Source organism: Bacillus sp. TL12 (genome assembly GCF_022625245.1).
Lineage (GTDB): Bacteria > Bacillota > Bacilli > Bacillales > Bacillaceae_G > Bacillus_A.
Genome location: NZ_JAJJBY010000004.1, coordinates 178,548 through 194,232, shown reverse-complemented (window position 1 = coordinate 194,232; position 15,685 = coordinate 178,548). Strand labels below are relative to the sequence as shown.

Here is a 15,685-nt window from a genome sequence, read left to right as displayed (position 1 = left end):
TTTTAGAAAATACTATCCAACTGAAAAATAAGACTTCTAACACGTATACGAAGTTAGAAGTCTTATCTCATTGCTTTATTTGTCAGCCTACCATTCATATGACTTATTCTTCACTATTCCAAAAGGAATTTTCATACTTGGGGCATAGACGAAAGAAGATTCTACAGTAAATTCTTTAGAGAATCTTCTTTCTGCCTCGTACTGTGCTATCGCTTCATTGTATGTCAATCCTCGGTTGATTAAACGTTCAATAAACTCATCCTTTTCAGCAGGGGTATTACCAATCCCCTCTTCCTTAAGTGAGTGATACAATTGTTGTTTAACTCTTTGTATCTCATTTGTATTAAGAAAATTAACTTTATCGCTAACCCTACACTCAATATTTTCTATCCCTAACTCACTTAGATATGTCGGTAATTTAATCCCGATGTTGCCATCTTTGCCATTTCGTTTTGCATCTATTTCAAACAATTTTTGTAGAACACCAAGCTGGATTATTTCAGATTGCTCTTGATTATTCAAATAATACGAAGACATGTTAGAAATCCAATGCGGTTCAAAACATATGATATTACCTCCATCAACCACTGAATCTATCATTTTTCCCAACATGTTTTTTGGATTATCCATATGTAATAAAAAAGCATGACAAACTGCTATATCATACTTAGTCTCTAATTCAATTTCAGTAACATCTGCCTCAATAAATTCCACTTCATATGGAAGACTTCGAAACAACTCTCTTGCTTCATTAATTAATTTTTTCCCCTTATCAATTCCTGTATATCTAGACCCTTTTGGTAACAAAGGCAATAGTTTCAGACCTAAATAGCCGTATCCACAACCAAAGTCAACAATATGAACCGGTTTAGAGATTTTCCAAACTGCATTTATCAAAAAGCTTATATAATCATCGTTATAATATAGATCCCTTGTATTTCTCAAATACTCTAACTTATTATCCCATTCATACTCATTCAATCGAGCAGCCTCCTTGTGTTTATATTGAAAGTACTGATTCGATTCCCTTCTTTGAGCAGATGATAAAAATATTTTCTAGATATAAAAGCATTTTTTCATGTTCATAAGTTCTTAATGTAGCTAGAAATCTATTAAGCTCATTTAGACAAAATGTATTTAATAAATTGAAACCAAATTAGATTTTCATAACATTTCCAATCAATTTAATATCTTCTTTATCAATAACTATCCCATCACCATCTTTACAAGCATAAATTGTCCTATTTTTCCGCTTGGAATAATCCTTTAATAACTCTAAATATTTTTCACTTTGCTCCTCGCTCCAATGAGGCATAAAATCAAAATCTACAAACCCTAAAGAGCTCCTATCCTCTAGTCCTATAATATCCTCGTCTACAAATTGAGCTGTATCAATACTTTTAGTTGTTATTATACTACCTGCACTAACACCAATTAAAACCCCACCATTTCCCGCATAAGATTTTAATGAATGCAATAAATTTCTTTTTCTTAGGGAATTTAAAAAGCGAAATGTATTTCCACCTGAAAGATGTATTGCATCATAATTAAATATGTTATTAACCTTTCTTTCATCGTATTCTTTATCTAAATCAAAATATTCTACATTACTAATTCCTAAATCTCTATAGTATTTAACTACACTGTTAAAATACTTTCCCGTTTCATCTGAAGATGATCGAAGATATGCTATTGAAGGATTTTCTTTATTTAATAACCTTAAAAGCTCATAATCCAATTTTCTATCTTCTTGTATTTGATCGCTATATAATATCATTTTCATCATTAAAATCCCCCTATTTTTCAGTTTATATTTTCTTATTTTTCAGTTTTTTTGATTTCTTTTTGACCTTTTTCACTTGTAAAGCTTAATACTAATTTTAAAATATATATCTTTTTTGAATATATTTTAAATAATATAAAATGAAATTCTAATCAGTGGAAGTTTTCTTCACCCCCACTGATTATTAACCTTTACCAGTCAGGCTTTTACAAGCAGTTTATTTCCCACCTAACTTCTTATTTCTTACTGAATTTTGAGGTCGGAGTTTTACTGTCCACAAATAGTAAGATAAAATTCTACTCAATTACATCTCTTCCGGAGCACCCATTCCAAGTAAACGCAATCCTTCTTTTAACACAATCGTTACTGCATAAACAAGTGCAAGTCTACTTTCCTTCTCTTCATTATTTTCTAAAATACGAATATTTCCATAATATTTATTAAATGCTTGTGCGACATCTAACAAATACTTCGCAATATGTGAAGGTTCATTTTTAGAAAAGGCTGTTTCAATGACCTTAGAGAATCTATTTAATAATTTTATCGTACTCCAACTATGATCATCGTTTAGCGCAAACGATTCTGTTTCAAATTCAACATTTTCTTTTCGTAAAATGGAGCAAGCACGTGCATGTGTATATTGAACATATGGTCCTGTTTCCCCTTCGAATTTCAGCATTTTTTCTAAAGAGAATTCAATATTGTGCATACGTTCATTTTTCAAATCATGGAAAATGACTGCCCCGACACCCACTTGTTTTGCAACTTCTTCTTTTTGCTTTAAGTTCGGGTTCTTATCTTCGATATTTTGCTCTGCAAGCGTAATCGCTTCTTCTAATACTTCCTCAAGTAATACAACTTTCCCCTTACGTGTGGACATTTTTTTACCATCTTTTAAAATGAGTCCAAATGGTACATGTGCCATCCCATCTACCCAGTTATAACCGAGTTTCTTTAATACGGTGAAAAATTGTGTAAAGTGCAAGCTTTGTTCTGCGCCTACTACATATAGCGCTTTATCAAATTCATATGTGTTTTGACGATAGAGTGCCGCTGTTAAATCGCGGGTTGCATAAAGCGTGGCTCCATCTGATTTTTTAATTAAACATGGCGGCATATCTTCTTTTTCTAAATTAACAACTTGTGCTCCATCTGATTCTTCTAATAATCCTTTTTCTTCTAAGGTTTCAACAAAGTCATCCATTTTATCATTATAGAAAGCCTCTCCTTGGAAGTTCGTAAATTCAACACCAAGAAGTTCATAAATACGAGAGAACTCTTTTAAAGATTCATGACGGAACCAATTCCATAAGAAGACCGCTTCTTCATCACCATCTTCTAATTTCTTAAACCATGCACGACCTTCTTCTTCTAGCTCTGGGTTCTCTTTCACTTCTTCATGGAAGTGAACATATAATTTGAATAATTCACGAATCGGATCTTCTTTTACAAGCTCTTCATTTCCCCATTTTTTATATGCGGTAATTAATTTTCCAAACTGCGTTCCCCAATCACCAATATAATTGATTCCTACAACTTCATATCCACACTTTTTAGCGATATGTTTTAAAGAGTTGCCGATCATCGTTGAACGTAAATGTCCCATGGAGAACGGTTTCGCGATATTTGGTGAAGAGTAATCAATTACTACTGTTTTTTCTCGCCCAAAATGCCCCTGTCCATATTCTTCTTTTTCAGCTAAAATCGTTTTTAATACATCATCGCTTACGATATGACGGTTGAAAAATACATTCACATATGGTCCAACTGCCTCTACTTTTGTAAAAAATGAATCATTTAAGTTCTCAGCGATTTCTTTCGCGATAATTGCTGGTGCTTTTTTATATTGCTTGGCAAGCATGAAACAAGGGAATGCTGCGTCTCCGAATTCATCTTGCTTCGGAGTTTCAATTAGATCTATAATCTGTTCCAGTAATAATTCTGATTCAATTACTTCAAATAAACTTTTTGCAAATTTAATTTTATATTTCATGTTACTCCCTCCTTATTTTTTAAAACACAAAAAACTCGCCTCTAAAAAAGAGACGAGTTATCACCCGTGGTACCACCCTTGTTGTTCCGAAGAACCACTTTCCCGTTGATAACGAGGACAGGGGGCCCCGGCTTACTCTACTATTCATTTCAAGCAGCGTCTCCGAAGTGCGTTTCATCCGTTTCTCCGTACTAGGCTCGCACCATCCCTAGCTCGCTTTACTTCTGAACCAGACTACTCTCTTCATCTACGACATCCTATATGATTGATTATTGCTTATTATACATCTTTTCAAATAATTAGCAAGGTTCAATTACACCAAAATGAAATTTTGCACTTTTTCGCTTATGGACAAAAAAGTTATGTCGTTCAAATCGTGTACTACGAAAATGATCTTTTAAAACAACACGTTTCCTAGCAACACGCTTTGCTTCTGCAATCGTTTCATCTGTAATATCATTATATAAAGCAAAGTGTTTTAAACCTCGAATTCCATCAGATTCAATTACTGTTTCTTCAAACATCGGATCCAGATACACAACGTCATAACTATCGTCTTCGCAGTTCTTTAGAAAATCAAAATGTTCGGTTTGTTTCACTCTAATTCTACGCATTGCTTCCTCGATTGCTAGTATCCCCGCACACCACTGCTTTAAGCCTTTATTCATTATATAAGCCATATAGCGATTTCCTTCAAGACCTGTTATAGATCCCTCTTTTCCAACAATATAACTCGCTACAATGCTATCCGATGCCATGCCAAGCGTACAATCTAACACCGTCATTCCTTTTTCTAACTTTGCAGCTTCTACAAATGGATCATGTTCTCCACGCATTAATCTTTTCACACGAAACATTGCAGAATTAGGATGGAAAAAGAAAGATTCTTCCGTACCTTTTGGATAAATTGCTAACCGATTCTTTCCTACGACAAGTATATCTTGGCCAAACTGTTCATGTAGTTTGGACACAGATACATCGTTACGTACTACAAAAGAGCATTGTAATTCTTCCGCTACCTCTTTTGCATAAGTTGTCATTTCCTCATTCGTTCGTCCTGCTGTTGTTACAATCATCATTTCACCTCATATATAAAGAAAAAAGGGAGAATCACTCCCCCTTTTTTAGCAATGCTTTTCAAAAGCTTGTTCTAAGTTATTAATAATCTCTTCCATTGTTGCACCTTCAATTTCATGACGATGAATGAAGTGAACAACTTCGTTTCCTTTTAATAATGCCATAGATGGTGAAGACGGTGGAATTTCTCCGAAGTACTCACGCATTTTTGCAGTTGCATCTTTATCTTGACCTGCAAATACAGTTACAAGGTGATTAGGTTGTTTCTCAGAACGTACAACCGCTTGACCAGCTGATGGACGAGCTAAACCAGCTGCACAGCCGCAAACAGAGTTTACAACCACTAATGTTGTACCTGTCGCATTTTCCATATATTCTGTTACAGCTTCTTCTGTAGTTAATTCTTCAAATCCAGCACGCACTAGCTCTTGGCGCATGGGAATTACCATTTGACGCATATATTCTTCGTATGCATTTGACATCTTGTAATCTCTCCTTCAACTTTCATTCCAAATTCATCATATCACGCTCTTATAATAGGTGCAAAAGAAAGATAGCAATGTTTTCATTTTTTTGAAGGAATTTCACAAACCCCTTCATGACAGTGCCCAACAGGTACCAGTTTTCTATTATTAGCAATATAATTATACACTTTATTTCCAAATCCAAGTAAAATAGATAACTTAATAAAAGGAACCGCAAACCAGTATGATGGCACAGCCTTGGCTAATACATATACACTACCAATCCCATCATACCATTTATGATTTTGTAAAATGTAAAGTCTTTGTTCCATCTTTCCTTGCAGCTCTTTGGAAAGATGATATTCCTTTACAACATCTTTATCACGAAAAGAAACAAACTTCACTGCACCTTTTTTATCAAGCTTCTTCGTACGCTCTGCTACTGCGGTGCACATCGGACACCAGCTATCATAGAAAACAATCATAGGATTACTCTCCTTTACGAGACTCCGTCATTTGTTTCCAAACAGATCCTTTCGCTTCTTCTCCGCCTTCAATACGTTCTAACGCTAAACGGGCTTGCATTGCTACTTCGAACTCTGGATCATCTTGCGCAGCGCGCAGTGCTGGAATCGCACTTTCATCACCAAGTTCAAATAAGAACATCGCTGCACGCCAACGTACCAATTTACTTGGATCTTTAAGTGATTTAATCATCACAAACATCGCTGCTGGATCCCCTACATCTGATAAACAATCTCCCGCAGTACGGCGGACACTTACAGATCGATCTAGTAAAGCTTTATATAGTAATGGCAATACTTCATCACCTTTTACCATACCTAAGTACGCTGTTGCCAGGCGACGGATTGATACTTTTTCATCTTCTAATGCTTTCTTCAATACAGGAATATCTTCTTCTGTAGGATCCATTTGCTCAAGCGCTGCATAACGATTCTTCCAATCAGGATCTGCCATCATTTCCTCTGTTACTTTATATGGTTCACGCTTTGCAATCGTTACTTCTTTCGCACCTGCTTGATTTAATAATTCTTTTACAGTTTTGTTAACGCGCTCTTCTGGATAAGCAGCTACAATTTCTTCGACAACTTCTTTTCCAATTTCCTCAAAATTACCGTAACGTGTACTTTGTTCTACCCATTTACGCTCTTTCACAACGTTAGGCGCAGACATTTGTACTTTCATAATCGCCTCTTTAAAACGGTCTGGTAACCCAACTCGCTCTTCCGTTGTTCCATCTGTTAATTTCACCTGCATCGGAATTGTAAAGAACATTTGAATGAATACTTTCACTTCACCAAAATGTGAAAGTTGCTCCCTCTCATCTTCTTCAGTTACTTCTTCTCCAAACACAGCGCGAACTTGTTGCAAAAGTACTTTCCAGTCATACTTCGCATTTCTCTCAACTGCTAAAAAGTCTGCAACATGGTATACACCTTTAATACCTTCAATTTTTAAAATGTGCTGCACTTGCTCTGGTGCTTGTTCCATATTTTCATTTGTATAATTATTACGTGCTCCTGATGGTAACACTTCATTTAAGATAACTTTCATCGTATTTGGACTTGGCGTTGGTTCAATTGCTTTAATCTTCACGTAAATAAACTCTCCTTTATTGCTTGTTCTTAGCTGTATTGTAACATGTTCTAGAGAGATACTCCTACTGAGACGCTTACTTTTTCTAATCACAATTATAGTCTTAGTAGAATTAGTAAATATCATGTAACAACTGCTCCTATTTACACATCCTTTTTCGTAGCATATTCCGTCTCTCTGCCGCTCAAAAAAGCAGATTGATAATAGACAATATGAGAGAATTATTATCCGTAAATAAAAAAAGGTATTGCTTTCCACAATACCTTTTTTCTATCACTATGAATTCATTTATAATGTACTACAATTATTTTGTTAAAGATACTTCATCCTTTTCTTTCATTTCACGCTCAAGTTTTGCAATTTTCATATCAAATGTATCACGCTCATGATCTTCATTCATGCGAAGCTCTAAATCACGAATGTGATCTTCAATTTCTTCAAAACGTAAGAACGGATTATTCTTATCCATTTTATGAAGAGCTGTATTCATACGACGGTTTGCATGTGCCATATTTTCGCGAGCCATTAATTCCATGCGCTTTGCATTCATTTCTTTTAGTTTATTCTTCATTTCAGAAAGGCGACGTTCTAACTCATCAATTTGCTCCAATACACCTGCATACATTTCTTCTAGACGAGCGACTTGCCCTTCATAATATGCTACTTCTTCTAATGCACGTTCATGCAATTGCATTTCCCCTGCTTCTTGTGCGATAATCGCCTGTTTTGCTCTCTTATTTACGAAGTAACGAGCCTGCTCAAGTTCACGAGCAAAGTTAGATTTTAATGTTTTATGACGCTGAATTAATTTTTCAATTTTTGTTACTTCACGCTCGCTATCACGTAAATATTGATTTAACATAGCGATTGGATTTTTTCTTTCCTTCTCATCTAAAACATTATGAAAATCTGCTAAAATTGCATCGCGTACGCGTCCGAATAAAGATTGTTTCATCCTAATCTGCCTCTCTTCTACTTTATAATTTATATTGTTTTATATTAGTTTTTCATTAACTTGTTCCACTCATCTTCAAAGTTGCTATATCGTGTAGAACCCTCAGAAGAATCCACTACATTTTTTTCTTTTTTCCACTCCCGATATCCGTAGTATAGAACGACTAATGCTGCGATACCGATTAGTGCTGGGGAATGAGATAGGGCAATTGACAAGCCGATTAAACCAGCAATACCCCAAGCTAACTTTCCAAAAAATGATTGTGCTCGCATAAATGATTTATAGCTCCAATACACGATCCCTGCTCCAATTGCGAATCCTACAATACCAGCAAGGCTACCAAGAGCAATTAAAGCCAAAATACCGGCTGCGATAAACGCTAGAAATTGTTTCATCTTGTGCTTGCCTCCCTTCGATTTGATACTCTTATCTTAACTATTTTTTGGATTTTCCATAACGAGCTTAAGAACCGTTTTCAAATCAGACTTAAGACCTATTCCAGGTTAGACCCACATTAAGATGTATATAAAACGAAGTGGAGAGTTAAAATTTTAATATTGTTTCTTCTTAGAATGCACTCTTTTTATATGTAAGAAACTATATCCTTCAACACCATATAGTAAAGTCAGCTAGATTCCATTCGCATCCTGACATACCTTCTCCTTCTTTTAAAGCTTTTCCTAATTAGATTGAATGTCAATCTTTAAAGTTATTTGTTTAGATATAAAAATGTATTTTTCGCTTGCTTACATGTATTTAATTTGCTATCATAACTGACGAACGTTCGTAAAATTTGAGGTGATTTTATTGAAAAGTAATGAAATTAAGGACGCCGCTCTAAAATATTTCACAATTCATGGTTATGAAGGGACGCCCCTTTCTTTAATAGCTGAAGAAGTTGGCATGAAAAAGCAGTCTATTTACTCACATTTTAAAGGAAAAGATGATCTTTTTCTTCAGGTGTTACGTGATGCAAAAGAAACAGAACTAGCTTCAAAACTTCAATACTTAAGTAAAATTGATTCACAAAATCCCGAAAAAGATTTATACAGGCTGCTACAATTGGAAATCGATCTTTTTCAAAAAAATGAACAGTTAAAGTTTTGGCTACGTATGTCATTTTTTCCGCCGGCACATCTTGCAAAAGCAATCGAAAAAGAAGTAATTGACATATCAGAGAAGGTGTATATGCTATTGGAGAATAAATTTCAAGATTGGATCGATGCTAAAGTGATAGTCGGAGATACAGCAAAAACACCAACCCTCGCCTTCTTAGGAGTAATCGATTCCATTATCCTTGAGCTTGTATACGGTAATGATGAAAAACGGCTGAAAGATAAATTAGAGGCCTCTTGGGCAGTATTTTGGAGAGGTATCTCACATCAATGATTCTTACAGGAAGAGGTGTTGAAACATGAAGAAAACAATAAAGGAACAAAAGATGGTATTAATTATTCTTCTAAGCAATATATTCATTGCATTTTTAGGAATTGGCCTCATCATCCCTGTTATGCCATCTTTTATGAATCTCATGCAATTATCAGGAAAAACAATGGGCTATCTTGTTGCCGTATTTGCAGTAGCACAACTGCTTATGTCACCAGTCACAGGACGCTGGGTTGACCGCTATGGCAGAAAGAAAATGATCATAATCGGCTTATTCCTTTTTGGTTCTTCAGAACTTATCTTTGGTTTAGGAACGAATGTATCGATGCTTTATTTAGCAAGGGCTCTAGGAGGAATTAGTGCGGCCTTTATTATGCCAGGTGTTACTGCATATGTTGCAGATATTACATCCGTTCAGGAACGGCCAAAAGCGATGGGCTATCTATCTGCTGCCATCAGTACTGGTTTTATTATAGGACCTGGAATCGGTGGATTTATTGCAGAATTCGGTGTACGTACACCCTTCTTCTTTGCAGCAGTTATTGCGTTTTTAGCATGCATTTCGTCAATTTTTATTCTAAAGGAACCACTAACAAAAGAAGAGCTTGCCGAAATTTCCGCCAATACAAAACAAACAAATTTTATAAGCGATTTAAAAAAATCGCTTAATCCGCTTTACTTTATCGCATTTATTATTGTATTTGTACTCGCTTTCGGCTTATCAGCATATGAAACTATTTTCAGCCTATTTTCTAACCATAAATTCGGCTTCATGCCGAAAGAAATTGCAGCTATCATTACAATAAGCTCCATCTTTGGCGTTGTTGTACAAATATTTATGTTTGAAAAAATGCTAGATATACTCGGCGAAAAAAAATTAATTCAATTATGCTTAATTATAGGTGCAATACTAGCAGTCGTTTCCACTGTAATCTCTAGCTTTTTGGTAGTACTGACGGTAACTTGCTTCATTTTTCTTGCTTTTGACTTACTTCGTCCCGCATTGACGACATTTTTATCAAAATCTGCCGGGAAAGAGCAAGGATTTGTTGCTGGAATGAACTCAACCTATACAAGCTTAGGTAACATCGTCGGACCAGCAATAGGCGGAATACTATTTGATATAAACATCCACTATCCTTATCTTTTCGCTGCAGTTATTTTGGCCATTGGACTTGGTATTACATTCTTGTGGAAAGAAAAACAATTGGCAGCTAGCTTAGCGGAGTAACTAGAACTCCCGAAGACTCTTTCGGAACAATCAAAATAGTTTTCCTTTTGAAGCTAGATCATTATCTAATTCAAAACAAAAAACCCCTTGTCCATATTGCGCAAGGGGTTTTGATTTTCTTCTACTAGGTATTACATTAATCTAAGGTTTCGAATTATCCAAAAACGATTTTTTTCTCTCTCGACAGTTACATATGGGAAGGAATTAATGAAAAATAATAGTTATCTGATAATTACACCCATTTCTTTTTTTACTTATATCACCGTTCTCTACCGTGAAGCTCCTTCTCTCTTCCGCTCCAAAAACGTAATTTTTTCAATCACAACCTCAGTTTTATATACCCTCTTCCCCTGTTCATTATCATAGTTATTCGTATGAATACGACCTGTAATCCCAACTAGCGACCCCTTTTGGCAATACTCTGATACATTCTCAGCCGATTTTCTCCAGACGACGCAGTAAATATAGTCTGCTTGTTGCTCTCCTAGACTATTTCGAAACCCTCTATTTACCGCAACACATATACGTGCATAGGCGATTCCTTGCTTTGTATAGTATAGTTCTGGATCTTTCGTCAACCTTCCGATTAATACAACTCGATTCATCATTTCTATACCACCTCACATTTTTTCTTTATTGTAGAAAAAAATAGAAGATAGGTAAAAAATGCAAAATGATATATTTCTAACGGAAAATACTCACTTTGAATCTAAAAAAACAAAAAAAAAAATCCTGCATGTTTCAAACATGCAGGATTTCTTGCAATTAGTCGTTTTTCGTAAAGTAAGATACAAAACGAAGAATTTCTAAGTACAACCACACTAATGTCATCATTAGCCCCATTGCACTATACCACTCCATATATTTTGGAGCTTCGCTACGTGCACCATTTTCGATTAAATCAAAGTCTAGTAATAAATTTAATGCAGCTACTACAATAACAACTGCACTAATGATGATACCAATTGTTCCACCTTGATGAATGTACGGAACAGTAACACCAAACATGTTTAATAGGAAAACCATTAAGTACATAATCAAAATTCCAAACGTTGCAGCCATCACACCTGTGCGGAATTTATCTGTTACTTTTACAACACGAGTTGCATATAAAACTAACATCGCAAACAAAATCGAAATTGTTAGTAATACAGCATTTAAAATAATAGAGTTGTCAAAACGAAGCGCATATACTGCTGAAATACTTCCTAAAACAATCCCTTCAACCGCTGCGTAAATAGGTGCAGTAATAGGTGCCATTTTCGGGAAGAATATAGCAGCAAATGCAATAATTGCAGCCACAATTAATGCTCCAATTAAAACGGGCATTTGCATTTTTCCATTGTACATCTGTATGTATGAATAGACAGACGTTGCAAGAAGCAAAGCAAGCATAATAAATGTTTTGCCTACAGCTCCGCCAATTGTCATCGCAGACGCACTTGCTCCCTGTTTACGAAAGGCTTCTTTTTTCAACATTGGATTAGATGTTCTCATTTTTTCCCTCCTAAAATAGGTTCTACCAATAGTGTAAAGTTTTTCTCTTTACATTTCAATATATGCAGCTTGTTTTTATTTTAAACCTTCAACGATGTCAGATAGTTCGCTCCAGCGTTCCATCGCTTTTTCTAGCTCTTCTTCCGTTTGCTCTTGCGCTTCTGAAAGTTCTTGTGCCTTTGTAAAGTCAGAACCTACATTCGCAAGTTCTTCCCCAATTGCTTCAAGCTTTTCTTCAAGCGCCGCAATCGTATCTTCAATCGTTTCCCATTCACGTTGTTCATGATAAGAAAGCTTACGTTTGCGTTGTTGCTTTGGAGCCTCTTCTACTTTCTTTTCTTTCTGTACTTCTACTTTTTCTAATAGTTCTTGAGTCTTTTGTATATCTAAGTAATCACTATAGCTGCCTAGGAATTCACGAATTTCTCCACCACCAGTAAAGATAAACAGTTCATCTACCACTTTATCTAAGAAATAGCGATCATGTGATACAGTCAGAACAACACCTGGGAAATCTTCCAAATAATCTTCTAGTACTGTTAACGTTTGTGTATCTAAGTCGTTAGTTGGCTCATCTAATAGAAGTACATTTGGCTCCCCCATTAAAAGACGTAATAAATACAGACGTCTTCTTTCACCACCAGATAGTTTACCAAGTGGTGTTCCATGTGAATGCGGCGGGAATAAGAAACGCTCAAGCATTTGGGATACTCCAATAACTTTACCATCCGTTGTATGAATGACTTCTGCAATTTCTTTAATATATTCAATCATACGTTGATTTAAGTTCATATCTTCATTTTCTTGCGTATAATAAGCAACTTTCACAGTTTGCCCAACTTCAATTTCACCACTGTCAGGTGATAATTTGCCTGCAAGCATATTTAATAAAGATGATTTCCCGCTACCATTAGCCCCAATAATACCAATTCGATCGCCTGGTTTCACGATATGATTAAAATTATGTAATACCGTTTTATCACCAAATTTTTTCGTCACATCTTTTAATTCAAGTACTTTCTTTCCTAATCGGCTTCCACTAAGGGAGATATCAACAGATTGCTTTGCTGCTGGACCTTCTTGTTCTTTCAACTCTTCAAAACGCTGAATACGTGCTTTTTGTTTTGTCGAACGCGCTTTTGCACCACGGCGAATCCAAGCAAGTTCACGGCGATATAAGTTTTGACGTTTTGATTCTTGTGCTAATTCTTGCTCTTCACGAAGTGCCTTTGCTTCTAAAAATGTACTATAATTCCCTTCATAGCTGTACAGTTTACCACCATCTAGTTCAAAAATACGATTGGTAACACGGTCTAAGAAATAACGATCATGTGTTACAAGTAAAACTGCTCCTGTATAACGTGCTAAGTACTCTTCTAACCATTCTACCGTTTCATGATCAAGATGATTCGTTGGCTCATCTAATATTAATAAATCTGGCGTTTCAATAAAGCACTGCGCCATTGCAATACGTTTCTTTTGTCCACCAGATAAATTTCCAACTGTTGCGGTGAAATCTGTAATACCAAGCTTCGTTAAAAGTGATTTTGCATTCGCATTTGCTTCCCATGCATTCATCGCGTCCATACGTTGTTGCACTGCAAATAGTTGCTCTTGTACTTTTTCATTACTTGGGTCTTGTTCTATGTTTAACAATACTTGTTCGTATTCACGAAGAAGGCGAATGAGCGGCGTATCACCGTGGAATACTTGCTCAAGTACTGTCAAATTTTCATTAAAATCCGGTTGTTGTGATAAATAGCTAATTGTATAGCCACGCGTATGCGTCATGTCACCTGTATCAGGAATCTCTACCCCTGCGATAATTTTTAATAATGTAGATTTCCCTGTACCGTTCACACCAATAATCCCTGCACGTTGTCCCTCTGCAATACTAAATGATAATCCGTCGAATAATGGTTTATCTCCATACGATTTTGATACGTTTTCTACTGTTAGCATTTTCATATTTGTGCATTCCACTCTTTCATAAATTGTTCGATAAACTCTTCCATGTAGTGATGACGAACTTCAGCCTCTTTTTTTGCAGCCTCTGTATTCATTAAATCTTTCAACTTCAAAAGTTTTTCATAGAAATGATTTAATGATGGATCATTATTTTTTCGATACTCTTCTTTCGTCATTATTTCACGCGGTGGAATATTTGGATCATACATTAAACGACCTTTTGCACCACCATAAGCAAACGTACGAGCAATACCAATTGCACCAAGTGCATCTAATCGATCCGCATCTTGAACAATCTTACCTTCCAAAGTTTCTACATTACCACCATGTCCACCTTTATATGACATATTCATAATAATATGAAGGATATGTTCTTTTTCTTCTTCAGCAACACCCAATCCTTCTAACCAATCAGAAACTTTTTTTATACCAGCTTCTTCACTTTCATTTAACTTCTCATCTGCTACATCATGAAGTAAAGCTGCCATCTCAATTACAAAACGATTCCCACCTTCTTTTGCAGACAAAAAAATCGCTAATTTATGTACACGTTCAATATGATACCAATCATGTCCACTGGCATCTTTTTCTAAAATGTTTTTTACAAAGCTGACTGTTTTTTGTATTTGTTCTTGTTTTTTCATTTATCTTCACCCAATTTCTTATTGTAACACGCCCTCATTTTTTCATCACATATTTTCTTGTCTGCCCATACACTATTTTGCATGCATAATCATGAAGGATCTGAAGGAGGAAATAAAATGTTCTATAACAATCAACATCCTTACCCGCAACAACCATACTATCCTCAAAATCAAGAACAACAATATCGAGAGTCGCAGCTTGAAGACCAAGAACCACAACAACAGGAATTTGAACATCAACAAAATTCATACGTAGCACAACAAACTCATGAAACACAATACCAACAAAATCCATACGTAGCTCAGCAATCTCACGAAACGACATATCAACAAAATCAATACGTAGCTCAGCAATCTCACGAAACGACATACCAGCAAAATCAATACTTAACCCAACAAGCTCATGAAACTCAGTATCAACAAAATCCATACGTAGCTCAGCAATCCCATGAAACCCAATATCAGCAAAATCCATATCAACAACCACAAATGTATCAACCATTCCAGGACCCGCGCGTTTCACCACCGGCACCAACATTAGATCCAACTCAGCCACAAATCTTACCACCAGCTCCATTTGATCCGGCGCAAATACAAATCTTGCCTCCAAGTCCTACTACAGCTATTCCCACTGAGCCAACACAACAACAAATCCAACAAGTTGTTGGTACACAATTTTTACCTTTAAAGAAACCTGTATTGGACTTCGTAAAACCATGGGTAGAGTACGGAATGAATGAAGCAAAACATACCTCTCACAAACATGCTATGACAGAGGTTGCTGCGATTATGTTTTTAATTGGAAAAGGGTTCAACCCGACAATTGCTCACTATATTGTAGAGTCTTGGGAGAAGAATGAACAGTTTTAAGGGTTTTCATTTTGTGTTATATAAAACTATAAAAGTGTCACAAATGCCTGTTATACAAGCATTTGTGACACTTCTTATTTGTTACATTATATTTTATTTCAAAAGTGAATTTCATATTTTTTCACGTGTTTTTATATTATTTGTGAGCAAAATGTGATCAAATAATAGCCTTTTAATTAAACTGTATTAGATAAATTTTT

Annotated in this window: 16 protein-coding genes and 1 other annotated feature; of the genes, 3 read left to right on the top strand and 13 right to left on the bottom strand. The window is 35.6% G+C overall.

Going from position 1 to position 15,685, the window contains the following annotated elements:
• Positions 1 to 87: 87 nt before the first annotated feature.
• The 9 genes from LOK41_RS06045 to LOK41_RS06005 form a co-directional block, all read right to left on the bottom strand.
• Entirely contained in the window at positions 88 to 981 is an 894-nt protein-coding gene (locus LOK41_RS06045; protein WP_241815696.1) for a methyltransferase domain-containing protein, read from the bottom strand.
• 175 nt (positions 982 to 1,156) lie between these two features.
• Positions 1,157 to 1,783: a Type 1 glutamine amidotransferase-like domain-containing protein gene (locus LOK41_RS06040; protein ID WP_241815695.1), complete on the bottom strand. Its 627-nt coding sequence runs from the start codon at positions 1,781 to 1,783 to the stop codon at positions 1,157 to 1,159.
• A 304-nt stretch (positions 1,784 to 2,087) separates the two neighbouring features.
• A complete protein-coding gene (gene argS, locus LOK41_RS06035; RefSeq protein WP_241815694.1) occupies positions 2,088 to 3,776 on the bottom strand; it encodes an arginine--tRNA ligase in 1,689 nt (562 codons plus the stop codon).
• Positions 3,777 to 3,821: 45 nt separating this feature from the next.
• Positions 3,822 to 4,035: a binding site (T-box leader), on the bottom strand.
• 40 nt (positions 4,036 to 4,075) lie between these two features.
• Entirely contained in the window at positions 4,076 to 4,852 is a 777-nt protein-coding gene (locus LOK41_RS06030; RefSeq protein WP_241815693.1) for a class I SAM-dependent methyltransferase, read from the bottom strand.
• 48 nt (positions 4,853 to 4,900) lie between these two features.
• Positions 4,901 to 5,335 (bottom strand): BrxA/BrxB family bacilliredoxin, encoded by a 435-nt coding sequence (locus LOK41_RS06025; protein ID WP_241815692.1) that lies wholly within the window; start codon positions 5,333 to 5,335, stop codon positions 4,901 to 4,903.
• Between the two features lie 83 nt (positions 5,336 to 5,418).
• The gene (locus LOK41_RS06020; protein ID WP_241815691.1) at positions 5,419 to 5,802 is read right to left on the bottom strand and encodes a thiol-disulfide oxidoreductase DCC family protein; all 384 of its coding nucleotides are present in this window, start codon (positions 5,800 to 5,802) and stop codon (positions 5,419 to 5,421) included.
• A gap of 4 nt (positions 5,803 to 5,806) precedes the next feature.
• Complete coding sequence (locus LOK41_RS06015; RefSeq protein WP_241815690.1) at positions 5,807 to 6,934, bottom strand: virulence factor; 1,128 nt, start codon at positions 6,932 to 6,934, stop codon at positions 5,807 to 5,809.
• Positions 6,935 to 7,238: 304 nt separating this feature from the next.
• On the bottom strand, positions 7,239 to 7,889 hold the full coding sequence (locus tag LOK41_RS06010) for a PspA/IM30 family protein (RefSeq protein ID WP_241815689.1): 651 nt from the start codon (positions 7,887 to 7,889) through the stop codon (positions 7,239 to 7,241).
• Between the two features lie 44 nt (positions 7,890 to 7,933).
• Entirely contained in the window at positions 7,934 to 8,284 is a 351-nt protein-coding gene (locus tag LOK41_RS06005) for a lmo0954 family membrane protein (RefSeq protein WP_241815688.1), read from the bottom strand.
• Between the two features lie 412 nt (positions 8,285 to 8,696).
• On the opposite strand from LOK41_RS06005, the gene LOK41_RS06000 reads away from it, so the two are divergent.
• A complete protein-coding gene (locus LOK41_RS06000) occupies positions 8,697 to 9,278 on the top strand; it encodes a TetR/AcrR family transcriptional regulator (RefSeq protein ID WP_241815687.1) in 582 nt (193 codons plus the stop codon).
• Between the two features lie 25 nt (positions 9,279 to 9,303).
• The gene (locus tag LOK41_RS05995) at positions 9,304 to 10,506 is read left to right on the top strand and encodes an MFS transporter (RefSeq protein WP_241815686.1); all 1,203 of its coding nucleotides are present in this window, start codon (positions 9,304 to 9,306) and stop codon (positions 10,504 to 10,506) included.
• Positions 10,507 to 10,775: 269 nt separating this feature from the next.
• Here the strand turns inward: LOK41_RS05995 and LOK41_RS05990 are convergent, their stop codons facing one another.
• From LOK41_RS05990 to LOK41_RS05975, 4 genes are all read right to left on the bottom strand, one after another.
• Positions 10,776 to 11,114, bottom strand: coding sequence for a single-stranded DNA-binding protein (locus LOK41_RS05990; RefSeq protein ID WP_241815685.1), 339 nt, complete (start codon positions 11,112 to 11,114; stop codon positions 10,776 to 10,778).
• Positions 11,115 to 11,271: 157 nt separating this feature from the next.
• Positions 11,272 to 12,003 (bottom strand): Bax inhibitor-1/YccA family protein, encoded by a 732-nt coding sequence (locus LOK41_RS05985; RefSeq protein WP_241815684.1) that lies wholly within the window; start codon positions 12,001 to 12,003, stop codon positions 11,272 to 11,274.
• 75 nt (positions 12,004 to 12,078) lie between these two features.
• The gene (locus tag LOK41_RS05980) at positions 12,079 to 13,971 is read right to left on the bottom strand and encodes an ABC-F family ATP-binding cassette domain-containing protein (protein WP_241815683.1); all 1,893 of its coding nucleotides are present in this window, start codon (positions 13,969 to 13,971) and stop codon (positions 12,079 to 12,081) included.
• Positions 13,968 to 14,615, bottom strand: coding sequence for an HD domain-containing protein (locus LOK41_RS05975; RefSeq protein ID WP_241815682.1), 648 nt, complete (start codon positions 14,613 to 14,615; stop codon positions 13,968 to 13,970). The genes LOK41_RS05980 and LOK41_RS05975 overlap by 4 nt, the downstream gene beginning before the upstream one ends.
• A gap of 117 nt (positions 14,616 to 14,732) precedes the next feature.
• On the opposite strand from LOK41_RS05975, the gene LOK41_RS05970 reads away from it, so the two are divergent.
• Positions 14,733 to 15,485, top strand: a complete 753-nt coding sequence (locus LOK41_RS05970) for a hypothetical protein (protein ID WP_241815681.1) — start codon at positions 14,733 to 14,735, stop codon at positions 15,483 to 15,485.
• Positions 15,486 to 15,685 lie beyond the last annotated feature (200 nt).